The sequence below is a fragment of the Nocardia transvalensis genome (assembly GCF_015477765.1).
GTDB lineage: Bacteria > Actinomycetota > Actinomycetes > Mycobacteriales > Mycobacteriaceae > Nocardia > Nocardia transvalensis_A.
In genome coordinates this window covers 17679-43752 of the sequence record NZ_JADLQQ010000011.1, presented here as the reverse complement: position 1 = coordinate 43752, position 26074 = coordinate 17679, and the positions used below count along the sequence as shown (strand labels likewise).

Genomic DNA, 26074 nt, shown 5'->3' with positions numbered 1-26074 from the left:
CCCCGTGACAACATGGCGCGCATGGACTCCTGCGCGCTGACCGACGGCACGGTGTGGCTGTCGCGGCCGACCGAGGCCGACGCCGACCGCATCATCGAGTGCTGTCAGGAGCCCTCCATCGGAGAATGGACCACGATCCCGGTGCCCTATCACCGCGAACAGTTCGACATGTTCATGGCCGAATTCGTGGTCGTCGGCTGGGCCGGGCGCAGCCCGACCTGGGCGGTGCGCACGGCCGAGGACGGTCCGGCCGTCGGCATGGTCGGTCTGTCGTCGAGGGACAAGGACGACCCCACCGCCGCCGAAATCGGCTACTGGGTGAGTTCGCAGGCCCGCGGCCGCGGCCTGGCGACCCGCGCGACGCGGCTCGTCTGCGATTTCGGCTTCCGCCCCGACGGCCTGGCCCTGATCCGCATCGAATGGCGCGCCATCGTGGGCAACCACGCCTCCGCCGCCGTGGCCCGCCGCGCCGGCTTCCACTACGAGGGCCTGCTGCGCCTGGGCAACCTCCAGCGCGGCATCCGCCGCGACTGCTGGATAGCCTCCCGCCTGGCCACCGACCCACCCGGCCCGGCCACCTGGCCCCCCGGCCTCTGACCTGCCGATCCGCCTCGTAGGCTCTGCTCGCAGCGAACAACGACGCAGCTCACACGGTGCCTGTCGGTGGCGTCGGGAACAATGGACAGCGGCCCGCAACCTGGAGGAGGTGCCGTGACCGACGGACCGCTCATCGTCCAAAGTGACAAGACGCTGCTGCTCGAGGTCGAGCATGAGCAGGCGGATGGGGCGCGGCAGGCCATTGCGCCGTTCGCGGAGTTGGAACGGGCGCCCGAGCATGTGCATACGTATCGGGTGACGCCGCTGGCGCTGTGGAATGCGCGGGCGGCGGGGCACGATGCCGAGCAGGTGGTCGATGCGCTGGTCACCTACTCGCGGTATGCGGTGCCGCAGCCGCTGCTGGTCGACATCGTCGACACCATGGCCCGCTATGGCCGCCTGCAACTGGTCAAACATCCCGCGCACGGGCTGGTGCTGGTCAGCCTGGATCGGGCCGTGCTGGAAGAGGTGTTGCGGCACAAGAAGATTCAGCCGATGCTGGGCGCGCGCATCGACGACGACACGGTGGTGGTGCACCCGTCGGAGCGCGGCCGGATCAAGCAGATGCTGCTCAAGATCGGCTGGCCGGCCGAGGACCTGGCGGGCTATGTCGACGGCGAGGCCCATCCGATCGAGCTGGACTTCACCACCCACGAATGGCATCTGCGCGACTACCAGGAGATGGCGACCGACTCGTTCTGGGCCGGTGGTTCGGGTGTGGTGGTGCTGCCGTGTGGCGCGGGCAAGACGATGGTCGGCGCCGCGGCCATGGCCAAGGCACAGGCGACCACGCTGATCCTGGTCACCAATACCGTCGCCGGCCGGCAGTGGAAGCGCGAGCTGCTGGCGCGCACGTCGCTGACCGAAGACGAGATCGGCGAGTACTCCGGCGAGCGCAAGGAGATCCGCCCGGTCACCATCGCGACCTACCAGGTGATCACGCGCAAGACCAAGGGCGAGTACCGGCATCTGGAACTGTTCGACAGCCGGGATTGGGGCCTGGTCATCTACGACGAGGTGCATCTGCTGCCCGCCCCGGTCTTCCGGATGACCGCGGATCTGCAGTCGCGTCGCCGCCTGGGCCTGACCGCGACGCTGGTGCGCGAGGACGGCCGCGAGGGCGACGTGTTCTCGCTGATCGGCCCGAAGCGCTACGACGCCCCGTGGAAGGACATCGAGGCGCAGGGCTGGATCGCCCCGGCCGACTGCATCGAGGTGCGGGTGACCCTCACCGATGCCGAGCGCATGACCTACGCCACCGCCGAACCGGACGAGCGCTACAAGCTGTGCTCCACGGCCCGCACCAAACTGCCGGTGGTGGAGTCGATCCTGGCCCGGCACAAGGATTCCCAATGCCTGGTGATCGGCGCCTATCTGGACCAGCTCGACGAGTTGGGCGAGCATCTGAACGCGCCGATCATCCAGGGTTCGACCCGGACCAAGGAGCGCGAGGAGCTGTTCGACGCCTTCCGCCGCGGTGAGATCCCGGTCCTGGTGGTGAGCAAGGTCGCCAACTTCTCCATCGATCTGCCGGAAGCGTCTGTGGCGGTCCAGGTTTCGGGAACCTTCGGGTCGCGTCAGGAGGAGGCACAGCGCTTGGGCCGGCTGCTGCGGCCCAAACACGATGGCGGCCAAGCACACTTCTATTCCGTCGTCGCCCGTGACACCCTGGACGCCGAATACGCCGCACACCGGCAGCGTTTCCTCGCCGAGCAGGGGTATGCCTATCGCATCACCGATGCGGATGACCTGCTCGGGCCGACGATCGGGTAAATGGAGGAATTGCCTCCACAAACGTGTTAGGAATGAGACGTGCGACGCTTCGAATTCGCGGTGGACCGCGCGCATGCCCGGGCGGTGAACGAAGTCGTCGCCGACATCCGGCGGCTGCGCTTGCTGGCCCTCGTCGCGGCGAGCGTGCTCGGGCTGGGCACCGCGGGCCTGATCTGGTTGAACCATCCGTACTCGTTCCTGATGGCCGTCGCGTTCGCCCTGGGCACGATCACCGCGTTGTTCGTGGCGCTGTGGACGCCGTACCGCTCGCGCATCGAGAAGCTGTACGCCGAGGGTGAGCTGGTTCCGGCGGTGGTGTCGGACAAACATCCGAAGGGGGTGACCCTGCTGGCGCTGGTGAACCTCGCCAAGCCGGGCGCCGATCCGCGCTATGCGCTGATCACCCGGGTGGTGCGGGCGCTGCCCGGGCACAAGAGCTGGCCGGGGGAGCAGGTGCCGTCGGTCACCGTGCGTGCCGACCGGGCGCCGACCTCGGTGGGAGGCCTGCGCCAGTCGGTCACCGCGATGCCGATCGCCTGGGGGACGCAGGACGCGAGCGTGATCGAGCGCGCACGCGCCGCCATCAGCGAGGGGGAATGGAAGCTGCTGGCCGACAATCTGACCCTGGCCTCGAAGGTGCTGCGATCCGATTCCAAACGGCTGCTGCTGGATCCGCAGCAGTTGCCGGAGGGACTGCGAGGCTAGCCCCGACTTTTGCGGGGGCGGTCCGAGATCGAACCGCTCGTAGACTGATTCGGTGATATCCGCCACAGACTTTCTGGCGTTCCTGGTGGCCGCGACGATCATCATCGTTATCCCGGGCCCCGGCGTCCTGTTCACCATCGGTCGCGCGCTCACCGACGGTAAGCGGGCGGCGCTGGTGTCGGTGCTCGGGCACTGTCTCGGTGTTTCGGTGGTGCTGACCCTGGTCGCGGCCGGACTGGGTGCGCTGGTGGCGGCCTCGTCGACGGCGCTGACCATCGTCAAATTCGGCGGTGCGCTCTATCTGATGTACATCGGTCTGCAGGCCATCCGGGAGCGGCGGTCGCTGCGGTCGGCACTGGATTCCCGCCCCGACCCGGCCCAGCATCGGCGGGTGTTCCGGCAGGGCTTCATCGTCGGGGTGAGCAATCCGAAGGCGATCATCTTCTTCTCGGCGGTCCTCCCTCAGTTCATCGAGCCCGCGCACGGTGCGGTGACCGTGCAGCTGCTGATCCTGGGCTGGACCTTCCTGGCCATGGCGCTGGTATCCGACAGCGCGTGGGGGCTGCTGGCCGGGACCGCCCGCGACTGGTTCGCGCGGTCGCCGCGGCGGTTGGAGGCCGTCGGCGGGGCCGGTGGGCTGATGATCATCGGCCTCGGAGCGAGCGTGGCCATCTCCGGCAACAATTCCTGACGGGCGAGCCGCCACCGCCCGGGCGTTATGTCCGGGTTAGCATCGGCCCTGGTTCGGACGCCGGAAGGGGTGGCTCGTCGCATGAGTATTCGCACCTGGTCGCGTGGCTTGGTTGCCGCCGTGCTCGTCACGGGCGCTGTCGCCCTGCCCGCGCAGGCTCAGCCGTTCGCCGATCCGTTCGTCGGCTCCTCGGGTCTGGGTGACCCCTACTATCCCGACGACGGCAACGGCGGCTATCAGGTCGAGCACTACGACGTGGCCATCACTTACGATCCGCCCAGCCATCATCTGGCCGGGACCGCGCGACTGAATGCGGTGGCGACGCAGGCCCTGCGCATGTTCGATCTCGATTTCGCCGGACCGGATGTGCAGAAGGTGACGGTGAACAATCTTCCCGCCGGATTCGTTCGTCATGGTGCGCACAAGGTGAGCGTCACCCCCGCGCTGCCGGTGCTGCCCGGCCTGCCGTTCACGGTGACCGTCGAGTATGCGGGCATCGCAGCGGACAGCCAGGGCGAAGGCTGGACGTACTCACCCAGCGGCGGGGCTTTCGCCGCGGGAGAACCGCATTCGGCCACCACCTGGTATCCGCTCAACGACACCGTCTCGGACAAGGCGACTTTCGATCTGCACGTCACGGTTCCCCAAGAGTGGCAGGTGGTCTCGAACGGCGTGAAGGTGCTTGACGACGTCGACGGGCCCAACCGCACCGTCGAATGGGCGTCGAAGCATCCGACGCTGGGGTATCTGACCACCGTCGCCATCGATCACTTCGACTACCTCGAACAGCGCCGCGCCAACGGCACCCCGTTGATCAGTGCCTTCGCCCCCGAGGCCGCCAAGGACAAGGCCCTCGAGCAGCGTCTGCCCGAGGTGTTGGACTTCCTCGAATCCCTCTACGGCCCTTACCCGTTCGAGAGCGCCGGCGGCATCTATGTGGACACCGATCTGAAGTTCTCCCTGGAGACTCAGACCCGGCCGATCTACGCTCCGTGGACCGACCTCGATACCGTGGTCCACGAAAACGCTCACCAGTGGTGGGGCGACTCGATGTCGGTGAAGCAGTGGTCGGACATCTGCCTGAACGAATGCTTCGCCAGCTACACCGCCGACTACCTGTGGCCGGAACGAACGGAGGGCACCGACGTCGACGCGATGTACCGCGAGACCGTCGCGAAATACCGTGACGATGCTGAATTCTGGCAGATCCCATTGCAGAATCCCGGCGCAGGTGACGAGTTCACCAGCGTGTACTACCGCGGCCCGCTGTTCCTGCACGCCCTGCGCCGACTGATCGGCGACGACGTATTCTTCGGCGCCACCCGCGATTTCGTGCAATCCCGCGCGTACGGCCATGCCTCCATGCCGGAGTTCCGCCAGTTCGTGCAGTCGCGAACCGGAATCGACCTGACCGGCTTCTTCGCGGCCTGGCTGGACCATGGGACGGTACCGGCGGACGAATACCTCTACCCCGGCTCGCTGCGCCTCTGATCGGCCGGTCACTGCTCCGGAAGGCGGGAACGGGCCTTGTCCACCCAGCGCTGGACTCGGTCGAGCTGGCGCTCGGCCTTGTGCAGGGCCTCCTGAGCGGAGCGTTCCGCGGCGGCGGCGAAGCGGCGGCGGTCCTCGGTACGGTCGAGTTCGGCGCGGAGTTCGGCGATGCGGGAGTCGAGTTCGGCGACCTCCTGGGTGTGGCGGTCCAGGTCCGATTGGGCGGAGTCCTTTGCCTCGCGGGCGGTTTCGAGGGCTTCCAGGGCGTCGTCGAGTTCCTGGCGGGCCGCGGCCGCGCGGTCGGGCTTCGGCTTCGGTTCGGACTTCGGTTCGCGGCGGGTGGTCGGCTCCGGCACGGCCGACAGGGCCGGGCCCGCCGGGCCGAAACCCTCGTAGTTGGCCGCGGTGGTGAGGACGCCGTCGCGAACCTGTTGGGCCACATCGGGATCGGCCAACGCGGCGTGCAGCGTCTGGCCCACCTCGCGCAGCACCGGCTCGCCGAGTTCGCGGCCGCGCTCGGAGGCTAGCTGGGCGGCCTTGTGCGACAAGGCATTGACCACTTGCTGACGCTGAGTGGTGAGGGCGCGCAGCTGGTCGCCGGACAGGCGGCGCTGGGCGTCCTGCAGGGCGGCGCCCAGATCGAGCAGCGCGCCCACCTCCTCGGCCGCCTCGCGGGCCAGCAGGTTCACCGCCCAGGCCGCGACCGTCGGTTTGCGCAGCTTGCCGATCGCTGTGGCCGACTCCTTGTCTCCGGCGGCGCGGGCCGCCTTGACCTGCTCATCTCGTGCCGCTATGAACTCCGCGGGATCGAGCCCGTAGAGCTGCTGGGTGACCTCTTCGAGCCTCATGTTGCAGAGCGTAACGATCGGACGGACGATACCGACAGAGATCACGATGTACGCCTGGACGGTCGTCCAGAATTGCGAAAGGTTGCTTGTGAACTACCTCGGAATTCAGCTCTTGAACACCCTCGTGCCGAGCATCGTCCAGCACAGTCTGTGGGCTCTGTGGGCCCTCCGGGGTACGCATTTCTGATCCCCGTGAACGGTTGGGCCGGAAGGGCTTTCATCGGCGTGCTGGCGGCCGCCACGACGGTTGCCGGCTGTTCGGCCGTCACCGACGCCGGTAAGTCCGATACGGCTCGCGCCGAGGTCGGTGACTGCATCGACGTCGGCCGGGAATCGTCGACCCTCGCGGCCGAGCCGGTCGACTGCTCGTCCGGCGCGGCCGTGTACACCGTGATGTCGACATCGGACCGGAAGCGGGACTGCGGCCCCGAGTACTCCTCCTACGAGGAGACCCGGGGCGGCCGGACCCTCGCCTTCCTGTGCCTGGCACCGAATCTCGAGCAGGACAACTGCTATCGCCGAGATTCCGTGACCGGATTCAGCCACGCCGACTGCGCCTCCGCCGAGGCCACCGTCCGAGTGGTACGTCGTATCGATGGCACCAGCGATCAAGGCCTCTGCGACCCGAGCGGGACCTTCCTGACCCTCTCCGAGCCCAAGCTCACCTTCTGTTTCGCGAACCCCCGTGCCTGAAGGTCCCGGCGAAAAGCACGGGCAGGCCCTTCTCTGTTTCCGGCCCGCTCTTGGCCGGAATCACTGATCCACCAAGGCAACCGACGCGATGCGGTGCAGCGTGAAGTGCCGGACGGCCCCGGTGACCGGATCCAATGCGTCGAGCTGACCACCGGCCAGCTTCAAGGGTTCGACAATGCGCTGGGTGGCGACGCCCTGCGCATCGACGTAGCCGATATGCACCGGGCGGCGCACGCGCACGGCCAACTGCAGCAGCGCCATGGTGGCCGCGGTGCCGGTGCGGGTTCCGTCGGACCGCACCGCCTGCCCCGGACGTGCCCGCGCCGCCTTCTCCCCGGCCCGCAACTCGGAGACCAGCAGCCGCAACTGCTCGGTGCTGGGCGGGGTGGGCCGCCACGCCTGCCGGGCATTCGGACGCGCCGGAATACGGGCACCGCGCGGACGCAGGTCGACGATCGCGCCGGAGGAATCCTCCCCGGCGGGCGCGAATCCCGAGGCCCGCAGCTGGTCGAGCACCTCGCCGAGCGAGGCCTGCGAGATGGCGACGGTCGGGGCGACCGCGCGCAGGGCCAGCCGGTCGGCGACCGGAGCGGTCAGCACCTCGGCCAACAGCGCCGGATCCTCGCTGCGCACGAACGACTGCGCCATCCCGGCGCGCAGCCGCCCGTGCCGCCGGGCGACATCGTCGATCAGATAGGTCAGCGACTGCGGAACCGGGGTGCGCGAGTGCGCGGTGAACAGCTGATGCAGTTCCGCGGCCGTCAGCCCGGCGTCCAGGGCGCGCCGCACCGACGCCTCGCCGATGCGGTAAACCGTTGCCGCCCCGGCGGATTCGATATCGGCGACCAAGGCGATGCGGCTCTGCAGCTCTGGAACCAGCGGGCCGGGGGCGATCACGGTCAGATCGGCTTGCAGGAGTACGTGATCGACCGGCTCCGGCAGCGCCGCCTCCATTTCGGCCTCGGCATTGCCGAGATTCGTCTCGGAGCCGCGAGTTTCGCCGTCGGACGCGGAAACGCCGTCGTGCAACAGTGCGCGCCCCGCGGAGGTGAGGGCGCCGCGGCCGACGAGGCCGAGCGCGGCCGCCTCCGCCAGCGTCTGCTCCACCGCATCGGTGCGAAAGTGCCTGCGCCAGCGGGGTTGCCGCCAGGCCAGGATGCGCGCGATATCGGCGGGGGAGAGCGCGGTGCCGGTCGGATACTCCGCCAGCAGAGCCAGCACGGCACGGCGGTCGCGGGTGGCATGCATATTCCGCAGTTCCATCGACAGTGCGGCCAGGGGTTTGTCGTTGGCGTCGCGCAGGCCGATCATCCACGGGAAGCGGTCCAGTTCCAGCCAGGCGTGCGCGAGCACCGTCCAGCGTCGCGCGGGCGGGCCCTCCCGCCAGCCGTCGGTGGATCCGGTGGGCGCCCAGAAGTCGTCGACGGTATCGGCCTCCGGCGGCGGTTCGGGAATTCCCTTGTCCAGCAGCCGCGCCGCCGCCAGTACCTCGACGAGCAGCCCCACTCGCGACTCATCGATGCCGGTCTGCTTGGCGATGCGGCGCAGCTCGCGCACGCCCAGCCCGCCCGAGCGCAGCGCCGGAGCGGGCGACTGGCCCAGCACCTCGAGAATGTCGGTGCAGTGCCGCAGCAGCTCGCCCACTTCGCCCGCCGCGACGGCGTTGACGTCGGTGGCGGTGTGGCGCTGCGGATCCGGCCGCGGGGGCACCAGGGCATGCGGATCGGTGACCGGTTCGCGGCGCAGCACCTGGCCCACCGAGGGCGGCAGTTCGACGGTCTCCTCGTCGACCCAGTTCAGCAGCCGCCGGGCCAGCAGCCGCTGGACGGGACGATCCGGCGAGGTGCCGGGTGCCGCGTCGCGGGTGCGCCCGCGCGGGCCGGTGGTGGCCAGCTTGTCCAGCAGTGCCCGTTCGGTGGAACCGATTTCGGCCAGGGCGGCGACGATTTCCGGTTCGGTGAGGGCATCGGGGATCTCGGTGATGCTGCCCAGCGGCCACGGCAGGGCGTCCTTGGCCGCCGCGGCGAGGAACAGCTCGTCCTCGCCCCACGCCAGGGCACGGGCGGTGAGCCGGTCCACGGCCGCGTCGACGGCGGCGGTGGGCACCCGGTCCTCGAGCAGCTCGTGCAATCGTCGGCGCGGCAGCGGGGTGGCCCGTCGGCCGGGGAAGGTCGCGCCGTGTACGGCCAGGGTTTCGATGACCGCGAAGTCGAGGGTGTCCAGCTCGTCGGTGGCGCGCAGGACCGAGGCCCGCTGTTCGGCGCGCGCGGCCAGCACGGCCATCGATCCGGGCAGCGGGACCGCCAGATCCGGCCGCAACTCCAGCAGCGTCACCAGCTCGTCGTCGGAACGGGTGGTGAGCCAGTCGGCGAGGGTGGTTTCGGCCGCTCCGGCACCGGCGGATTGCCCTGCGGGACGGTCGTCCCCGGCCCGGGTGGCGTCGTCGGTCGTGGTCATCCCGTCCAGCCTACGGCGGACGATAAAAGGGCGCCCGACTGTGGCCTACCTATCGCGCCGTGCGATTGCCGGCGTGCCAGAATGAGGCCGTGGTGAACAAATCGAAGAAACCCTACGTCGACAACGGCTGGCCGAAGCTGGCCAACGGCGACCATGCGGTCACCGAGCTCTCGTCGACTCGTTCCGGTGGCCTGTCGCCCTACGGCGAGGACACCGAGTTTCCGGTGCCGGCGGAAGAGGTGCCCTACGTGCACCCGCACACGGTCATCAACCGCTGACACGACGGATAAGGCCCCCGCACCCTTCGGGTGTGGGGGCCTTACTTCTGCGGAGAGAAGGACGATCAGTTGGGCAGGACGTTCTTGTTCGCCTCGTAGAAGTTGACGATCGAGGGATCGAGCTTGGCGCCGCTGGACTTGAAGGCGTTGTAGGCGTCGAGCGCCTCCTTCGGCAGCTGCACGCCCTGCGACTGCGCGGCGGCGACGGCCTTGTCCACGGCCTGGAACACTTCCTGGGTGCTGTCGGCCTGGACCTGCGGCGCGGCACCGGCCTGCGGGCCCGGGTTCCAGCGAGGGGTCTGGGTGGCGGGGGCGGGTGCGCTGCGCTCGGTCGGCGCGCTGCTCAGCCCGAGGCGAGACGAGCAGGACGGCCAGGCGCCCCAGCCCTGGGTCGCGAGCACGCGCTCGGCGACCGCGATCTGCTGTTCGCGGGTGGCCTGGTTGGCCGAAGGGGCGTATTCGGTACCGCCGTGGGAGGCCCAGGTGCTCTGCGAGAACTGCACTCCGCCCTGGTAACCGTTGCCCGTGTTGATGGCCCAGTTACCACCGGACTCACACTGCGCGAGCTTGTCCCAATCGGAGTCGGGAGCCGCGGCGGCATGTCCGGCGAGAGCCACACCCGCGCCACCCATGATCGCTGTCGAGACGGCGACCTTGGCGACGGTGCGGCCGGTACTGGTCGGCTTGCGATGGCGTCCACTCATATCGGGTGTCTTCCTCTCGTACGCACCTGCGAGGTGAGCTGTCGGGTTCGGACTGAGAGGCCGTCCGGTCCCGGTTGCCCGGGACTTCACCCCAAGGGATCGGTCTTGCGACCTTTCCCGCTCCCTGCGTGGGGACTTGGGTTCCCCGCCCTCGCCCCTGCTTCCGTCGGGGTCCGTACCCGCGGGGCGAGGCTCGGTGCGGCGGGCCGGTGGTTCCGGGACTGCTCCCGGCTGCGTTAGACCGTACGACGATCGCCGCGAAAAATCACCATTTGGTAACCGGCGTGTATGAGCGGGTCACTGTCTGGCGCAACGGCTTCCGGAGGGGCGTCTGTGCAGGTGGATGCGGCGTGTCACGAACGAGCACGGGCCGTGACCCCCTCGTTATCCCTTCGTTATGTGACGAAGATCACATGCATGGTCGGATAACGAACTGGGCAAATGATTGTTGATCACCGTGTCCGGCGTCCGGACCAGAGCGCGAAGGCCACCGCGAGCAGCAGTCCCAGCGGGGTCGCCACCATCGCCACCAGGTACAGCCACAGGGCGGGCCTGCCGTCGGTCACGAGGGGCGTCGCGAATATGGCGACGATGGCGAGCAGGCCGACCGCGAACAAGCCCAGGGCCACGAACAGCAGTGGGTCACCGGAGCGGCGGGGCGGGCGGTTGGGGGCGGATTCGGGCATTACTGCACCGTAAAACTGGTGTGCTCGGGGGATCGCCACCGGGGTAGACTCGGGGTGTCGCGTCCTGCATACCTCTGTGGGGCGCGTTCTTTTCGCAAGCAGTAAAGGTTCCGGGTACGTCCGGGATCCATGGTTGTGCCCGGGAGGTCCGGGCATCGATGACGAACGGGTGAGCGCAGTGCCGACCGGCAAGGTGAAGTGGTACGACGTCGAAAAGGGCTTCGGCTTCCTTTCCCAGGATGAGGGCGAGGACGTCTATGTTCGGTCGTCCGCGTTGCCCAAGGGTGTCGAGGCGCTGAAGCCCGGGCAACGAGTCGAATTCGGGATGGCTGCGGGCCGCCGCGGGCCGCAGGCGCTGAGCCTGAAGCTGCTGGAGCCGCTGCCCTCGGTGCGAGGTTCCCAGGCACGCAAGGAAACTCCCGCCCATCCCCGCAAGACCCCCGACGACCTGCACGGGATGATCGAGGACATGATCAACCTGCTGGAGGCGAAGGTGCAGCCGGACCTGCGCAAGGGCAAGTATCCCGACCGCAAGACCGCGCAGCGCATCGCCGAGGTGGTCCGCGGGGTCGCCCGCGAACTCGACCACTGACGTCCCCCCGGCGAAGAGCATGCCGGGGAATCATTTTCGGGCGCGCCGGGCCTGGTGGGTAATCCCTCCCGTTCCCGGCGCGCCCACTTTCCTTTTCCCGGCGCGCCCACTTTCCTTTTCCCGGCGTGCTTTTCGCCGGGAACTCAAGCCGTCTTGATGGACCAGGCCTGGTAGGGGGCGAAGCCCTCGTTGCCTGCCTCGTCGCGGACCGGGACCACCAGTTGCAGCTCGATGCCGACCAGGCGGAGATCGGGTTCGGGGCGCGAGTCGACCGTCACCGCCAGCGTTCCGTCGGGGTAGTCACGGTAGGTCGCCAGGTGGGTGGCTTCGCTGCCGTCGGGGTGCACGTATTCCAGCCGCATGATCCACGGCGCGTCGGCGATCTTCGGGGGCAGCGACAGCTGCACGGGATAGCCCGGCGGTGTGTCGAGGGCGATGGTGAGTTCGCTTTCCCGGCAGTCCAATCCGAGCTGTCCGGTATCGCCGGACTGGGTCACCGTGCAGTACCGATACGGCGGGACCGTCACGGCCTTCCCGTGCGCATAGGCGGTGATCTCCGGATCCGGCGTATTCGCGCGGTGCACCGCCACGGCCACGATGCCGGCGACGGCGGCGATCACGACGAGCACACCGGCCAAGGCCAGCGCGACGACGATGCGGGTCCTGGAGTTGGTCACTGCGGCGGGTTTCCTGTCGCTTGTCGGGTCGGGTCACCGAAGCCCGGATCCTGATCGCTCGGTCGGGCGCCGGGCACTTCCTGCTGCACATGCTGCGGGCGGTTGCCGCCCAGCCCGGGCAGCAGCGAATGACCACGGTAGCTCACCACGGTCTGGATCAATCCGACCGCCAGCACGCCGGTGACCACCGCGAACCCTTCCCAGTACACGGTCGGCAGCAGCACCCCGCCCGCGCCGCCGATCACCCACGACAGCTGCAGCACCGTCTCCGACCGGCCGAATCCGGACGCGATCGACTCCGGCGGCAGATCGTCCTGAATGGAGGCATCCAGCGACACCTTGGCCAGCGCGCTGGCTCCGGCCGCGACCAGCGCCGCCACGGCCGCACCCAGCAGGTTGTCGGCGAAGGTCGCGAACAGCGCGACCGCCGTACAGGCCGCGGTGCAGATCACCACGATCAGCGCCGGGCGGCCCAGCTTCATGCGGGCGCCGGTGGCGTTACCGGCGAAGTTGCCGACCGCCGCCGCCGCGCCCACCACGCCCAGCATCGCCGCCTGCTGCACAGGTCGGTGCTCGGTCGACTTGGCGACGAAGGCGACATAGAAGGTCAGGAACCCGGTCAGCACCCGGATGGCGCTGTTGCCCCACAAACCGGTCACGACCGACCGGCCCAGCGGCTGGCGCCGACGACCGGGCTTGACCGCGGCCTCGTCCAGCACCTCGGTGCGGGCGTCGCTGCCGTGATAGCCCAGGGTGGCCGGTACCTCACCCTCGGTGACCTCGACCCAGGACGGGATCTTCAGGCTCAGATAGGCCCCGGCGGCAGCGATCAGCGCGAGGAAGATCAACGCCCCCGGCGACCCGGCCACCGCGGCCACCCCGGCGGCCACGGCACCCGCTCCGAGCGTGCCGCCGACCAGACCGAACACCGTGAGTCTGGAATTCGTTCTGACCAGATCGATGCCGGGCGGCAGCACTCTGGGTGTCACCGCGCTCTTCAGCACCGCGAACGACTTGCTGAGGATCATCATGCACAGCGCCAGTGGGTACAACGCCCAACTGTCCATATTGAAGATCAGCAAGAGCGCGACCACCACGCGGGCGGCGAACGAACTGGCCAGCGCCAGCCTTCGCCCGCGCTGCAGGCGATCCAGCAGCGGGCCGATCAGCGGGGCGATCACCGCGAACGGGGCGATCGTGATCAGCAGATACAGCGCCACCTTCGATTTCGATTCGGCGGTGGCGCTGGCGAAGAACAGCGTATTGGCCAAGGCGACACCGAGGGCGGCGTCGACCGCGAAATTGGCCATCGTCGCGTAGACCAGCGCGGTCAGCCCGGACTCGCCTGCGCCGTCGGCCCTGGCCGCCCGCTGGAAGGTCCGGTACCCCTTCTCGGTGAGTTCGATACTGCGCATCGCCACCACCCTGGTCACCGTGAGCTTGCGCGGGACGCGTTGGCGACCGGTGATTTCGGCGGTGTCGGCCGGGGGTTCGGGCTGTTCCGGCTCCGGTGTGGTCGGCGGCAGGGACGGCGGTGGTTCGCCGCCCGACAGCCGCCGCGTCACGAATTCGGGAACATCCGGTTCGGGACTGCGGCGCGGCAGCGCGGCGGAGTTCGGCGGCGGATATCGGTCGTAGCCGGGATGCCGCGGGGTGACCGGGTACTCCTCGCCGTCCCACCGACCACGATCGGTTCCGGAGGGCTCACGGGAGGCAGTCACGATGTCGATTCTCTCGCACAGTGCAGGAGTGTGGGTGCAGGCGGGGTCTGTGATCCCCGCACTGCTGTTATGCCCCGACGAAGCGGACCTCGAACATCGTCGGCCAGTACTTGCCCGTGAGCAGGAAGCGATCGGTGCCGGGCAGTTGGGCGATGCCGTTGAGGACGTCGGTCCCGATGCGCTCGGGCGGAGTCAACAGGCCGTCGGCGTCGATTTCGGCCAGCACCGTGCCGCTGTCCGGGTCGATGCGCAGGATGCGGTCGGTCGGCCAGACATTGGCATAGACCGAACCGTCTGCGGCGCAGTCGAGTTCGTTGAGGCGAGCGCCGCGATGGCTGGTGAGCCGGATCGAACCGGTCACGGCGAAGGTGGCCGGGTCGCGGAAGGTGAGGGTGGACGTGCCGTTGCTCATCACGATGCGGCCGCGCCGGGTGCACAGGCCCCACCCCTCGCCGTCGTAGTGGGCACGGCCGCGTTCGGCGAGGGTGTGGGGGTCGCGGGCGAAGGCCACCCCCTCTTTCCAGGTGAGCTGCCACACGGTGTCGCCCGCCTTGGTGATGCCCTCGCCGAAATACTGCTCGGGCAGGTCGGCGCGGGCCAGTTGGGCGCCGGTGGTGAGGTCGGTCGCGCGCAGGTGGGATCGGCCCTCCAGGCCGGTGCTCTCGTACAGGACGGTGCCGTCGACCTCGAGTCCCTCGGTGAAGGCGGTGCGATCGTGGGGCCGGGTGGCCACCACCTCGACCCGCCACCGGGGTGTGTCGTCGGCGTCGCCGCAGCCCGACGCCGTTGCGGAGGCGACTGTCGCCAGCAAGATCAGTGCTGCCGCAGCCCACGCACGGCGTTTGCGCTTCATACGGCAAAATGTAGGGCGTGAGCGCAGTTTCTGTTTCGGAGTCCGGCGTGCGACCGATCCTGGCGGAGGCGGTCGACCTGGCCCGCCGTGCGCTCCTGGAGTTGCAGCCGAGCGGCGTGGGCGACCATCTGGGGGTGACCGCCGAGGACGACTGCGCGGCCACCCACCACTTCGAGGCCACCCTGCCCGGCTATCGCGGCTGGCAGTGGGCGGTCGTGGTGGCGGCGCCGCCGGAGGCCGAGTACGCGACGGTCAGCGAGTCGGCATTGCTGCCGGGCCCCGATGCCCTGGTGGCCCCCGAATTCGTGCCGTGGGAGCGGCGGATCCGGCCCGGCGATCTCGCGCCCGGCGATCTGCTGGCGCCCGCGCCCGACGATCCGCGGCTGGTGCCCGGCTACCTGATGACCGGCGACCCCGTGGTCGACGAGGTCGCCGAGGAGATCGGCCTGGGCCGCCCGCAGGTGCTCAGCCGCGAGGGCCGCGTGGAGGCCGCCGAACGCTGGTACGCCGAATACGGACCCGACACCGATATGGCCCGCGCCGCCCCCTCGACCTGCGGCGTCTGCGGCTTCTTCGTCCCGCTCGCCGGCTCCCTGCGCGCCGCCTTCGGCGTCTGCGCCAACGCCATGGGCGCCGACGGCCACGTCGTCCACGTCGAATACGGCTGCGGCGCCCACTCCGACACCGTGGTCCCCACCGGCGGCGGCTCCCCCATCTACGAGGCCTACGACGACGCCGCCGTCGAACTGATCCCCACCACCGACCTCCGCAAACCCCACCCGGAGGCCGACAACCCGCCAACCGAGCCCGAGCCCGCCGCAACCGAAACGACAGCGACGGCAACCGAGCCCACCACCGACGAGCCGAAGACCGCTGCTCCCGATTCGGACTCGCCTGCGGACTCGGTGAGCGCCGCGGAGGCCGACGAAGCGGTGGAGAGCCAGGCGACTGCGGCCGAAACCCCCGCGGTGGCAGGCAAGGATGCCGCCGAAGGATCGGAAGCCGTTGCTCGTGAATCGGAGTCGCCTGCCGGATCGGAGAGTGCTGCGGTGGCCGACGAGGCGGTGGAGAGCGGGGCGACTGCGGCCGAAACCACCGCAGTGGCAGGCGAGAATGCCGCCGAAGGATCGGAAGCCGTTGCTCGTGAATCGGAGTCGCCTGCCGGATCGGTGAGCGCTGCGGTGGCCGACGAGGCGGTGGAGAGTGGAGCAGCTACGGCCGAAACGCCCGCGGAGGTGGGCGAGCCCGCCGCCGAGGGGTCGGAAGCTGTTGCTCGTGAGTCGGAGTCGCCTGCCGGTTCGGTGAGTGCTGCGTTGGCCGACGATTCGGATGCCGTTGCTTCTGGTTCGGAGTCGCCTGTGGGCTCGGCCAGTGACCAGGCGGCGGAGAGTGGGGAGGCTGCGGCTGAAACCGTGGTGGCGGGCGAGGCCGAGCGAGACGGGACGGCCATCGATACTGCCTCGCAGGAGGTTTCGGGTGTTGGGGCGCCCGTTGCCGAGGTGGCTTCCGAGCAGTCCGAGGAGCAGGCCGCCGATGCATCGGAATCCGCCGCGGCCGTTGATTCGGGAGCGAGTTCCTCGGTGTCCGATGCGCACGGTGAGACCGTCGAGACCGCTGAGGCAAACGAGTCGGATGCGGCCGAGCAGGTGGGCGATTCGCGGGATCCCGACGCCGATGCCGTGCCGGGTACGGCGGGCGAGACCGTGCCGGGGAACACCGTGTCCGGTCGGTCACCGATCGAGACCGCGGGGTCGGTCGAGGCCGCGGAACCGGCGGACGGTGGCAGCGAAGGCGTGACCACCGAGGCCGAGCACGGCAGTGAGGTGGTCGTGAGGCCCGAGGCGGCCGGGGATGATTCGGCCGAATCGGATGCGGCCGCTGCCGAGACGGTTTCGAGCGATTCGGCCTCCGGCGAGGACGCGGACGACCGCGGGGTCTCCGAGGCAGAGCCGGAGGCCGGGGCGCATTACAGCGATGCGTGGGCCGTGTCGGCGGTGCGGGTGAAGCACGGGGAGTCCGGGGCATCGGAACCGAACTGAACGGCGGGGACGTGAGCGCCGCCGTGGAGCGGGAGGATCCGTTCGCGACGGCGGAGCTGCGCGCCGGGGTGCTGGCGGCGTGGCGGGATTCGCCGACGCGGCTGCGCGAAGACGCCGCCACCGAATCCGATCTGGTGCGCGCCGGCTACCGCGATCGGGTGCTGACCGAGCTGGCGCAGAATGCGGCCGATGCCGCGGCCAAGGCGCGAGTGCCCGGCCGGGTGGCGGTGTGGCTGACCGAACGTTCCCTGCATGTGGCCAATACCGGTGTACCACTGGATATTGCGGGGGTGCATGCCCTGACGGCCCTGCGTGCCTCCGGGAAGTCCGACAGGGGTTCCACCGTCGGCCGGTTCGGCGTCGGTTTCACCGCCGTCCTGTCCGTCGCCGACGAGATCGAATTCCGCTCCCGCACCGGCTCGCTGTCGTTCTCCCGAAACAGGACCCGGGAAGCGCTGCGCGACAGCAATATCCGCATCCCGGAGACAGCCACCGACTTCACACCACCGGCGCTACGCCTGGCATGGCCGATCGCCACCGAACCTGCCGACGGTTTCGACACCGAGATCGTGCTCCAGCTACGCGAGAACATCGACGCCCCGGCCCTCATAGCCACCATGCATGCGGAGGCCGTCGACCTACTACTGGAACTTCCCGCCCTACAGACCATCCGGATCGGCGAAGACGAGATCACCAGCGTAACAACCGAACTCGCTTCCTTATCGCAGTCCGACCCGATTTCCCCGCCGCACGGGCGGCAGGGACTTCAGGAACTGCGACTGATCGGTCCTGGTGCAGAGGAACGCGTCTGGTGGCAGTTCACCACGGCGAGGTCCCGCTGGCTGCTGCCGATCCGGGACGGGCGAGCGGTACCCGCCCATCCCGACGTCCTGCGCGCACCCACCCGCTCCGACGAGGAGCTGTCGCTACCCGCCCTGCTCATCGCCGATATCGCGATGCAACCGGATCGTCGCCGCCTGCTACCCGGCGCCCGGGTCGCCGAATTGGCCCAGGGCTATGCCGATTTCGCCCGCGCCCTGCCGCCCCGTGACCGCCTGGTGCTGGTCCCCGCGCCCGGCTTCGCCCGCAGCGAGGCCGACAGCCTGTTGCGCGAGGCGCTGCTGGCCGAGCTGCGCGGCCACCCGTGGCTGCCGGTGGTGGACGGGGACGACGCCGCCCCGCAGCACAGCAGCGTATTCCCCGGCGTCACCGAGGAACTGGCCGAACTGCTCGCCGATCTGCTGGGCCCCCTGGTGATCCCGGATCTGTCCGGCCGCGCGGCCGCCGACCTGCTGGCCGTGCTCGACGTCCACCGCATCGGATTGGCCCGGATTGCCGAACTCTCGGCAAGCCTGGAACGCCCGCCGCAGTGGTGGTATTCGCTGTACGACGCCCTGGAGCCGTTCGTCACCGATCCGCTGGCCGTGGAGGAGTTGGGCGCACTGGCGGTGCCGCTGGCCGACGGACGCCTGGTCACCGGCCCGCGCACGGTCGTCCTCGACGACCATCTCGAGGATCCGGTGCCGGTGCGCTGGGCGCGTCTGGTCCACCCGGAGGCCGCGCACCCACTGCTGGGTCGCCTCGGCGCCCGGCCCGCCACGGTCGAGGATCTGCTCGGCGACCCGGCCCTGCAGGCGGAACTGGAGCTCGACCCGGCCGCACCGGACACCGTCGACGCGGTGTTGCGCCTGGCCGCCCGCCTGCCCGAGACCACCGCACTGCCGCCCTGGCTGGGTCTGCTCGAATTGCCCGACGACACCGGCGATGTCCGCGCCGCCGACGAACTGCTGCTGCCGGATGCCCCGCTGGCCCGGGTGCTGGTCTCCGATTCACCGTTCGGCACCGTCGATACCACCCTCGTCGACCGCTACGGCGCTCGAGCCCTGCGCGCCGTCGGTGTCGGCTGGGGGTTCAGCCTCGTCACCGAAAGCGATCCGACCGGACCGGATCACCATCTCGACGACGAGGAACGCTGGTGGTCGGGCCTGCCGGAGGATCCGCCTGAGCTGGCCGCCGTGCGGGATCTGGATCTGGTGGACGAGGCCGCGTGGCCGGAGGCGTTGCGGCTGCTGCTGTCCGAACCCGCGACCCGACGCCTGCTCGCCGACCGCGATGGCTACACGAGCTGGTGGCTGCGCCGCCACGCGCGCATCGACGGTCAGCCGCTCGGCCTGTTCCGTGCGCCCGCCGACTCCGTCTTCGCCGGTCTGCTGCCGGAATTGGCCGGATTCTCCGCCACCGACCTCGAGGCAATGCACGCCGTGTTGGCCGATCCGGACGTGGTCACCCAGCCGTTGGCCGCGGCACTGCTCGACGCGCTGGCCGATCCGGCGAAAACCCCGGCACCGGAGTCGATCTCGCAGACTCACCGGCGCCTCGCCGCGGCCGTGGACCGCTTGGACCTCGACGAGCTTCCCCCGCCCGAGCGGGTGCGCGCCCTGTCGGGTGCGGTGATCGATCCCGCCGACGCGCTGGTTCTGGACCGCCCCTGGTACGGCCTGGCGATACCGCCGGACCGGTTGGTGGTCGGCGATATCGACACCGCGCCCGCCCTGGCCACCCTGCTCGACCTGCCCGTGGTGACCGATGCGGTCACCGCCGAGGTGCTCGGCGAGGGTGAGCCGACCACCTGGGCGGCCGAACCTCTCGGCGTCCTGCTGCGCCTGCAGTTCGGACTGCCCCCGCTCGACGGCGATCTCGTCCTGCACGAACGCCTACGGGTGAGCCTCACCGGAGCCTACGAGGCGACGGTGGAGGTGCCGTGGTGGCGGGAGGGCTCCACGACACATGTTCAGGCGCAACCTACTTCGCGTACGTAGCGATCATTTCGGCCAAGACGTCCAGCTGGTTGCGGACGGCGGCGCTGTCGTTGTCGACGAGCCAGCGCAAGACGATTCCGTCGATGACATTGAGCGTGAAACGGCTCAGCGTCTGGACGGGCACGCGCCACTGCGTGCCGGTGGCATCGCGGGCGTGCTCGAGGACATCGGCGACCGTGGAGTCGTTGAACGTGTACTGCTCGCGCGCGATCGCGAGTTTCGCTGGGGTCTGTTCACTTTCGCGCAACGCGTAGGTCGTGGTTTCGTAGGTGAGCAGCTGCCGTTCGGGCGTGGCTTCGATGTTCAACCACAGCAGTTCCAGGCTTGCCCGCACCAAATTTTGAAGCGAATCTTTTCCACTTCCGACGTCCTGCCAGACCGTTTCGTTGGTCTCCACGGAATCGCGTAATTCCATCGACAGCGCCTTGACCAGTTCGGTCATCAGCGCGTCCTTGTTTTCGAAACAGTAGTGCACCACACCGAGCGAAACACCGGCTGCCTGAGCCACATCGCGCGTGGTAACCCCGGCTACACCCTTTTTTTCGGCAAGGCCGATGGCCGCCTCGATAAGGTGGGCTCGTCTTTCTTCGACGCTCAATCGGGAGGACACCCAACGCAGTTAAGCGGCAAGGACGCGAACAGTCAATTCGCGGGCCGTAAAAGTCACCGTGGACGGCCGACCAACGATGGGACGAATCGCCTCACAGCCCTTGCTCGAGCCCTTTCTGGGCGCCCTTGTCGCCACGGCGGGCGCCGCGCCGCTGGATGGCGAAGATGATGTAGGCGAGCAGCCCGACCACCAGCCCCATCAGGCAGATCGGTCGTGCGTCTGCCCACCTTTCGGTCACCCACACCACGACCGTCGCGATGGCCCACAGCACGACCCCCACCGCCAGCACCGGGCGCGGATCGGTCAGGCGCGGCGGAATCTCGGGCACGTTCTGCGTCACGATGTCAACCTTAGCGGCGGGAACGGCCGTCTCCCACGTGGCGTGTCCCGTATCGTTTGCCTCTGTGACAACGCCTTCCGACCTTCGCGCGCTGGCCGCCGACCTCTCCCTGGCGGTGGTGCGTTTGACGCGGCATCTGCGGGGCCGCCGCGCCGACGCTCAGATTTCGCTGACGCAATTGTCGGCTCTGGCGACCCTGAATCGGGAAGGGGCCATGACGCCCGGCGCCCTGGCGGCGAAGGAACGGGTCCAGCCGCCGTCGATGACCAGGGTGATCGCCTCACTGTCGGAACTGCAACTGGTGGAACGCAAACCGCATCCCACCGACGGCCGCCAGATCATCGTCTCGCTGTCGGACGCCGGTCGCGCCCTGATTCAGGACGAGAACAACGCGCGCGAGGCCTGGATGACCGAACAGCTGTCGGTGCTGCGACCCGATCAGCTGCAGGTGCTGCGCGAGGCGGTGGCGATCATGAAACAGATTGTGGATCAGTCGGAGTAGCGCTTCAGCGGCCGAAAGCCCGGTCGCTGGGCACGATTTCACGACCCAGCGGCATCAGCGATACCGGGATGAGCTTCAGATTGGCCCATCCGAACGGAATTCCGACAATCGAAACGAACAGCGGGATGCTGGTGAACAGGTGGCCCAGCGCCAACCACCAGCCCGCCACCAGAAACCAGATGACATTGCCGACCAGTGACGGCATTCCCGCGTCCGGTCGTGCCACCACCTCCCGCCCGAACGGCCACAGGACATACGCCGCGATCCGGAACGACGCGATGCCGAACGGGATGGTGATGATGAGCACGCAGCAGATCAGCCCCGCCACGGCGTAGCCGACCGCCATCCAGAACCCGGCGAACACCAGCCACAGCACGTTCAGGATCAACCGGATGAGCGTCACAGTCACCAGCATGCCAGGGCCGCCGAGCCGCGTCGACGAGCCGCGGCTCACACTCGACGGCCGACGCTCAGAAGAACCAGCCCAGCACGGCCTCGCGTTCGCTCGAGAAGGCGAGGTCCAGATTGCGCAGGTGTTCGGAGTCCTTGGCCCGCAGCCGGTTCGCCGCCGCGAACGCCTGCGCGCGGTGGGCGCCCAGGTACATGCTCGCCAGCACGTCGATACCCAGTTCGATATCAGCGGGCCGGGTGGTCGGCTCGCAGTCGGCGACGCCGTCGCGGATGCGCAGGGCGAAGTCGCCTCCCGCGTCCCGGAACGGATCGGTCACCGCGAGGACGATGTCCAGATCGTGCTGATAGCCGCGCGCCGACAGCGCGGCGGGCACGTCCATCAGCCGCGCCCACAGACCGTCTGAGCGTCCGACGGTACGGACCGCTCGCGGATCGGTGATCAGATAGGGCAGCGGATCGTCGCTGCTGATCGTGGCCTCGACGATGGTGACCAGATCCAGGCCGAGCACGGCCCGCCACAGCGCGCAGTGGGCCTCGTCGGTGACCGCCCGCAGTTCCACCACCTCGGCATGGAGCCCGTGGTCGGGGCGCACGAATCGGTAGAGCGCGTAGCCGTCCGGATGGACCAGCGCGAACAGGCCGTCGGCACCGCGATAGTCGGCCAGTTTGGTCTGCCAGGCCGCCGCGGGGCGGGTCTGGGCGCCCGGGGTGCGCCGCCGCCATCGGTCGTAGATGTCCGGCAGCAGCGGCAGTGCGGTGTCCAGCGGTGTCAACTCGACGCCGCCGGGATCCGGTGTGGTGGGCCGGAATTCGGCGAAGCGGCGGTCGATCTTCACCCGGTTCTCGAGCACGGCCGGGCCGTACCCGAAACGCCCGTAGATGGTGGCCTCGCTGGCGGTGAAGATGGTCAGCGGCAGCCCGGCCTCCTCGGTGCGCCGGTGCTGTTCGGTGTACATCGCGCGCAGGATGCCGCGGCGGCGATGGGTCGGCAGCACCGCCACTCCGGCGATACCGCAGGCCTCGACGGTCCGCTCGCCCGGCACCGTCAGCGTCATCACCCGGTCCTTGACGTGGCCGACGATCCGCTCGCCGTCGACCGCGACGAGGGCCCGCTCGGTCGGGAAGACCTGCAGCCGCTGCGCGGCCAGGACCGGGTCCACCCGCGGGGATCCGCCGAATGCGTTCGCCAGCAGCAACTCGAGCGCGGGCTCGTCCGCCGCGGTAGCCGGTCGCAAGGTGATTCCGGATGGGAGCGCCATACTGTCGACCTTCGCACGGACGGCCGGTTCGGCGCATGGCAATTTCGGCTGTCACCTCGACAGCGTCGTTGCGCCGCCGATCGGCCGTGGCGGCGGAGTGCGGAAGGGCACCGGACGCCGCTGTCGTATCCGCCTCGTTGCGAATAGTGGTGCCCCGCTCCCGGATTCGGGCCCGCCGCCACGGCCGACTCGACCTGACCTCCCCGCCGAGCCAGGTCGAGTCCGGTGTGGATCGCGGGAACTCGTCCCGCGGCTACAGACGATGCCGCCTGGGCCTTGGTGGGGGCTTAACGGCGGCTTGCCGTCACTGCGAATCGCGCTCGGAATCGCGCTCGGACCGTTGGCGCTCGGAGCGTTGGCGGCGCATGGCCCGCCGCTCCCGCTTCGGCGCGGTGCGCTCGATCCGTGGATCCTCGGCCACCGCGTAGCGCGGCACGTATTCGCTCAGGAACGCCTGCGCGGTCGCGGTGGCCGGAATCGCGAGCAGCGCTCCGACCGCACCGAGCGCCGCCGCGCCGGCCAGTACCGCCAGCAGTGCGACGGCGGCGTTCACGTCGACCGTGCGCGCGGTGATGCGCGGCTGCAGCAGATAGTCCTGGAACCACTGGTAGAGCACCACGAAGATGACCAACCACACCGCGTCGATCGGCTCGACGGTGAGCGCCACCAGAATCGGCAGCACACTCGCGAGGTAGGTGCCGATGGTCGGCACGAAGGAGGCGACCACACCGAACCACACGCCCAGCGCGATCGCATTGGGCAGGTCGAGAATCGCCAGGAAGATGGCGTGGGTGACCGCGGAGATCACCGCGAGCAGCGCGCGGGAGTACAGGTAGCCGCCGGTCTTGTCGATGGCCAGATCCCATGCGTGCAGGACGGTGTCCTGTCGCCGCGGCGGCAGCAGCGAGCAGAGTGTGCGTCGCAGCTTGGGACCGTCGGCGGTGAGATAGATGCTGAACAGCGCGATGGTCAGGAACTGGGCCACCCCGCCCAGGATCGTGCTGGACACGCCCCAGACGTTGTTTGCCGCGGTCTGGGCATAGTTGTTGATGATGTTGGAGTCGTGCAGCAGTCGATCGCGCAACTGATCGATGGTGAAGTGCTGGTGGAAGGTGTTGTTGACCCAGTCGACCAGCTGATTGAGCAGGTCGGGCAGTTGGTTCAGCAGATCGCTCACCGTCTCCACCAGCAGCGTCGCCAAGGCGGCGAAGAATCCGGCCACGGCGGCGAACAACAGCACGAACACCATGCCGGTGGCCAGCCCGCGCGGGAACCGTCGTCTGGTCAGTATGTCGACCGCGGGCTCCATCGCCAGGGAGATGAAGAAGGCGACTAGCATCATCGTGATCAGCCCGAACAGCTTGTGGAAGGCCCAGTCGCCGATCTGGTAGACGGCCAGGAATCCGAACGCCAGCAGCAACGCCCGCGGCAGCCAGCGCGGCATGCGATCGGATCCCGGACCGCCGGCGCCGGGGTTCGAGGCCCCCGAATCGGAGGTTGACGCGTGCTCGACCACCCGTCCAGTCTCCTGGACGCGGGCCCGATTGCCCGGTTGCGACCCGGGTGGCTTTCAACTCACGTCCTGGTAATCCTTGCCGGGCCACGAGTCGGCCGACTGTGCTCCCAATTCGGCGCGGGCGCAGGCGCGCAGGAATTCGGTGGCGAGTGGGCTCAGTGCGGGATCCGCATGGTGGATCGCGGTGGTCAGCCGGATACTGCGATAGAGCAGACCGGGGTCTCGGTCGGCGGTTTCCCATTCGGCGGCGTCGGCTTCGATGCGGTCGCGCCAGATCAGCAACTCTCGGTGCTCGGCCACCCAGCCGCGCAGCCGATCCCATTCGAGCAGGCTGTCGTGGGCGAGACAGGCATGCCGGGATTCCACGGTGATCAGCCGCGCACTCACCAGACGCTCGAACAGATCGGCACCGGGTCGCGCCGCGATGCGTTCGAGATCGGCGAGGGTGAGGCGGCGCCGGACGACGGTGCCGTCGCGGTGCACGGTGAGCAGGGCCAGCAGCAGCCGCCGGGCATCGACCTGCTCGCCCGCCCGCAACCCCTCCCAGGTCTGCTCGGCCAGCCGGGTGACCACCCCGGCGACGCCGCCGACCCGGCGATACCCGGCCACATCGAGCCGGCTTCCGCTGTGGTGGGTCCACAACGATCGCATCGTGGCCGCCAGTACGGGTAAGGCTCCGGCCTCGGCGGCGGATCTGGTGAGCGTGGGCCGGCTCATGTCGAGTGCCGTGACGATCAGTTCGACCACCCCGGGGTCGACGGTCACGCCGCGGCTGCGCGGCGGCCCGGCAATGGCCGAGACCAATTCCTGGCGCCGCATCGGATTCAGCCTGAAGCCGTTGTGCTGCACGGCATTTGCCAGCCAGGAGTATCGCGAACAGTCGACCAGGTGGGTGCAGCGCACCGAGACCAGGACCGAGCCGATCGCCGACAGGCGTTTGAGGCCCAGCAGGAATGTCTCCCGATCCGCCGCATCGACCTCGGGCCGGAACAGTTGCTCGAACTGGTCGACGATCAGCAGTAGGCGCTCGGAACCACCGGAATCGGTTGTCTCGTCAGTAATTTTCTGCAACGCGCGCAGCGGGTCGCGACCGAGCGCGACGACCGTGACGGCCCACCGCCCGGCCTCGGCGTTCAGCGCAGGCACCACACCGCCCCGCAGCAGTGCGGTCTTCCCGACCCCGGACGCTCCGGTGAGGACGATGACGTCGGCGGCCCGGTCCGGATCGGCCGATTTCCGAATCATCTCCAGCAGGCAGACGACCTGGCGGCGCCGCCCGAACAAGACGGGTTCGTGGTCGCCGTAACCCCCGTCGGCATCCGGATACGGCGGCCGCGCGATCGTCTCGGGCAAGGCCGCCGGAGCGCTGCGCGCGGCCAGCCACAATGCGCGCCAGGCCCGCAGATCCAATGTCTCGCCGGGTGTTCCCGCCCGCCGCCGCGCCCGCGCGGCCAGCACCTGCAACACCGGAAGCAGCGATTCGAACCGCGCCGGGACGTTGCGCCCACTCATCCAATCGCTGACCCGCTGCGCACTGGCCAGCGCCGACCGCCCCTGCCCCTCACCGATCGCCCCCCGCTGCTGCGCCAGCATGGCGACATTCCGCAACGACGGCGCCCCCGCGGCCCGATGCAACGCAGCAAGCCTGCGCGCGAACTCGTGCCGCGCACAGCCAGTTCCACGCTCGATCCCACTACCGGTTGCCAGCTTCATATGTTGCCCCCGATTCGCAGACCGGCCCAAGATGACCGGTCGGTTATCTCTCTAGGGACTTAGACGCCGGCGAGGCCGTTTCCGTTCCCTCACCCTCGA

Annotated in this window: 23 protein-coding genes, 1 pseudogene and 1 riboswitch; of the genes and pseudogenes, 11 read left to right on the top strand and 13 right to left on the bottom strand. The window is 69.1% G+C overall.

Annotation, left to right across the window (positions count from 1 at the left end):
* Positions 1 to 12: 12 nt before the first annotated feature.
* The 5 genes from IU452_RS29100 (at position 13) to IU452_RS29080 (ending at position 5257) form a co-directional block, all read left to right on the top strand.
* On the top strand, positions 13 to 597 hold the full coding sequence (locus IU452_RS29100; RefSeq protein WP_416382380.1) for a GNAT family N-acetyltransferase: 585 nt from the start codon (positions 13 to 15) through the stop codon (positions 595 to 597).
* A 114-nt stretch (positions 598 to 711) separates the two neighbouring features.
* Entirely contained in the window at positions 712 to 2370 is a 1659-nt protein-coding gene (locus IU452_RS29095; RefSeq protein WP_195112402.1) for a DNA repair helicase XPB, read from the top strand.
* A gap of 39 nt (positions 2371 to 2409) precedes the next feature.
* Positions 2410 to 3075 (top strand): DUF3239 domain-containing protein, encoded by a 666-nt coding sequence (locus tag IU452_RS29090; RefSeq protein WP_195112401.1) that lies wholly within the window; start codon positions 2410 to 2412, stop codon positions 3073 to 3075.
* Between the two features lie 52 nt (positions 3076 to 3127).
* Positions 3128 to 3766, top strand: a complete 639-nt coding sequence (locus tag IU452_RS29085) for a LysE family translocator (RefSeq protein WP_195112400.1) — start codon at positions 3128 to 3130, stop codon at positions 3764 to 3766.
* Positions 3767 to 3847: 81 nt separating this feature from the next.
* Complete coding sequence (locus tag IU452_RS29080; RefSeq protein WP_195112399.1) at positions 3848 to 5257, top strand: M1 family metallopeptidase; 1410 nt, start codon at positions 3848 to 3850, stop codon at positions 5255 to 5257.
* A gap of 8 nt (positions 5258 to 5265) precedes the next feature.
* Here the strand turns inward: IU452_RS29080 and IU452_RS29075 are convergent, their stop codons facing one another.
* Entirely contained in the window at positions 5266 to 6105 is an 840-nt protein-coding gene (locus tag IU452_RS29075; protein WP_195112398.1) for a hypothetical protein, read from the bottom strand.
* 192 nt (positions 6106 to 6297) lie between these two features.
* Between IU452_RS29075 and IU452_RS29070 the strand changes: the two genes are divergently transcribed.
* Entirely contained in the window at positions 6298 to 6798 is a 501-nt protein-coding gene (locus IU452_RS29070; RefSeq protein ID WP_324192881.1) for an LppU/SCO3897 family protein, read from the top strand.
* A gap of 60 nt (positions 6799 to 6858) precedes the next feature.
* Here the strand turns inward: IU452_RS29070 and IU452_RS29065 are convergent, their stop codons facing one another.
* Positions 6859 to 9255, bottom strand: a complete 2397-nt coding sequence (locus IU452_RS29065; protein WP_195112397.1) for a helicase-associated domain-containing protein — start codon at positions 9253 to 9255, stop codon at positions 6859 to 6861.
* A gap of 89 nt (positions 9256 to 9344) precedes the next feature.
* On the opposite strand from IU452_RS29065, the gene IU452_RS29060 reads away from it, so the two are divergent.
* Positions 9345 to 9533 (top strand): hypothetical protein, encoded by a 189-nt coding sequence (locus IU452_RS29060; RefSeq protein WP_195112396.1) that lies wholly within the window; start codon positions 9345 to 9347, stop codon positions 9531 to 9533.
* Between the two features lie 65 nt (positions 9534 to 9598).
* On the opposite strand, the gene IU452_RS29055 is transcribed toward IU452_RS29060, so the two are convergent.
* Together IU452_RS29055 and IU452_RS29050 are read right to left on the bottom strand one after the other, a co-directional pair.
* On the bottom strand, positions 9599 to 10237 hold the full coding sequence (locus IU452_RS29055) for a resuscitation-promoting factor Rpf1 domain-containing protein (RefSeq protein WP_195112395.1): 639 nt from the start codon (positions 10235 to 10237) through the stop codon (positions 9599 to 9601).
* A gap of 8 nt (positions 10238 to 10245) precedes the next feature.
* Positions 10246 to 10415: riboswitch (cyclic di-AMP (ydaO/yuaA leader) on the bottom strand.
* 274 nt (positions 10416 to 10689) lie between these two features.
* Positions 10690 to 10923, bottom strand: a complete 234-nt coding sequence (locus IU452_RS29050; protein WP_195112394.1) for a hypothetical protein — start codon at positions 10921 to 10923, stop codon at positions 10690 to 10692.
* Between the two features lie 178 nt (positions 10924 to 11101).
* Here IU452_RS29050 and IU452_RS29045 point away from each other — a divergent pair, with 178 nt between their 5' ends.
* A complete protein-coding gene (locus IU452_RS29045; RefSeq protein WP_195112588.1) occupies positions 11102 to 11515 on the top strand; it encodes a cold-shock protein in 414 nt (137 codons plus the stop codon).
* Positions 11516 to 11658: 143 nt separating this feature from the next.
* On the opposite strand, the gene IU452_RS29040 is transcribed toward IU452_RS29045, so the two are convergent.
* The 3 genes from IU452_RS29040 to IU452_RS29030 form a co-directional block, all read right to left on the bottom strand.
* Complete coding sequence (locus IU452_RS29040) at positions 11659 to 12192, bottom strand: DUF2771 domain-containing protein (RefSeq protein WP_195112393.1); 534 nt, start codon at positions 12190 to 12192, stop codon at positions 11659 to 11661.
* Positions 12189 to 13913, bottom strand: coding sequence for an MFS transporter (locus IU452_RS29035; protein WP_195112392.1), 1725 nt, complete (start codon positions 13911 to 13913; stop codon positions 12189 to 12191). Before IU452_RS29035 ends, IU452_RS29040 begins: the two co-directional genes overlap by 4 nt.
* Before the next feature lie 67 nt (positions 13914 to 13980).
* A complete protein-coding gene (locus IU452_RS29030) occupies positions 13981 to 14766 on the bottom strand; it encodes a glutaminyl-peptide cyclotransferase (protein WP_195112391.1) in 786 nt (261 codons plus the stop codon).
* A 17-nt stretch (positions 14767 to 14783) separates the two neighbouring features.
* Here IU452_RS29030 and IU452_RS38540 point away from each other — a divergent pair.
* Positions 14784 to 15623: pseudogene (locus IU452_RS38540) on the top strand (DUF3027 domain-containing protein); the annotation flags it as partial.
* A gap of 1193 nt (positions 15624 to 16816) precedes the next feature.
* Positions 16817 to 19624 (top strand): sacsin N-terminal ATP-binding-like domain-containing protein, encoded by a 2808-nt coding sequence (locus IU452_RS29020; protein ID WP_324192880.1) that lies wholly within the window; start codon positions 16817 to 16819, stop codon positions 19622 to 19624.
* Here IU452_RS29020 and IU452_RS29015 read toward each other — a convergent pair.
* Both IU452_RS29015 and IU452_RS29010 read right to left on the bottom strand, forming a co-directional pair.
* Positions 19608 to 20222, bottom strand: coding sequence for a TetR/AcrR family transcriptional regulator (locus tag IU452_RS29015; RefSeq protein ID WP_228818962.1), 615 nt, complete (start codon positions 20220 to 20222; stop codon positions 19608 to 19610). The two genes, IU452_RS29020 and IU452_RS29015, sit on opposite strands and share 17 nt — an antisense overlap.
* A gap of 103 nt (positions 20223 to 20325) precedes the next feature.
* On the bottom strand, positions 20326 to 20574 hold the full coding sequence (locus IU452_RS29010) for a DUF2530 domain-containing protein (protein WP_195112390.1): 249 nt from the start codon (positions 20572 to 20574) through the stop codon (positions 20326 to 20328).
* Positions 20575 to 20638: 64 nt separating this feature from the next.
* On the opposite strand from IU452_RS29010, the gene IU452_RS29005 reads away from it, so the two are divergent.
* A complete protein-coding gene (locus IU452_RS29005; RefSeq protein ID WP_324192879.1) occupies positions 20639 to 21076 on the top strand; it encodes a MarR family transcriptional regulator in 438 nt (145 codons plus the stop codon).
* A 4-nt stretch (positions 21077 to 21080) separates the two neighbouring features.
* On the opposite strand, the gene IU452_RS29000 is transcribed toward IU452_RS29005, so the two are convergent.
* From IU452_RS29000 to IU452_RS28985, 4 genes are all read right to left on the bottom strand, one after another.
* Positions 21081 to 21470 (bottom strand): YccF domain-containing protein, encoded by a 390-nt coding sequence (locus tag IU452_RS29000; protein WP_324192900.1) that lies wholly within the window; start codon positions 21468 to 21470, stop codon positions 21081 to 21083.
* 76 nt (positions 21471 to 21546) lie between these two features.
* Complete coding sequence (locus IU452_RS28995; protein ID WP_195112387.1) at positions 21547 to 22746, bottom strand: GNAT family N-acetyltransferase; 1200 nt, start codon at positions 22744 to 22746, stop codon at positions 21547 to 21549.
* Between the two features lie 304 nt (positions 22747 to 23050).
* On the bottom strand, positions 23051 to 24190 hold the full coding sequence (locus tag IU452_RS28990) for an AI-2E family transporter (protein ID WP_195112386.1): 1140 nt from the start codon (positions 24188 to 24190) through the stop codon (positions 23051 to 23053).
* A 126-nt stretch (positions 24191 to 24316) separates the two neighbouring features.
* The gene (locus tag IU452_RS28985) at positions 24317 to 25897 is read right to left on the bottom strand and encodes an ATP-binding protein (RefSeq protein ID WP_195112385.1); all 1581 of its coding nucleotides are present in this window, start codon (positions 25895 to 25897) and stop codon (positions 24317 to 24319) included.
* Positions 25898 to 26074 lie beyond the last annotated feature (177 nt).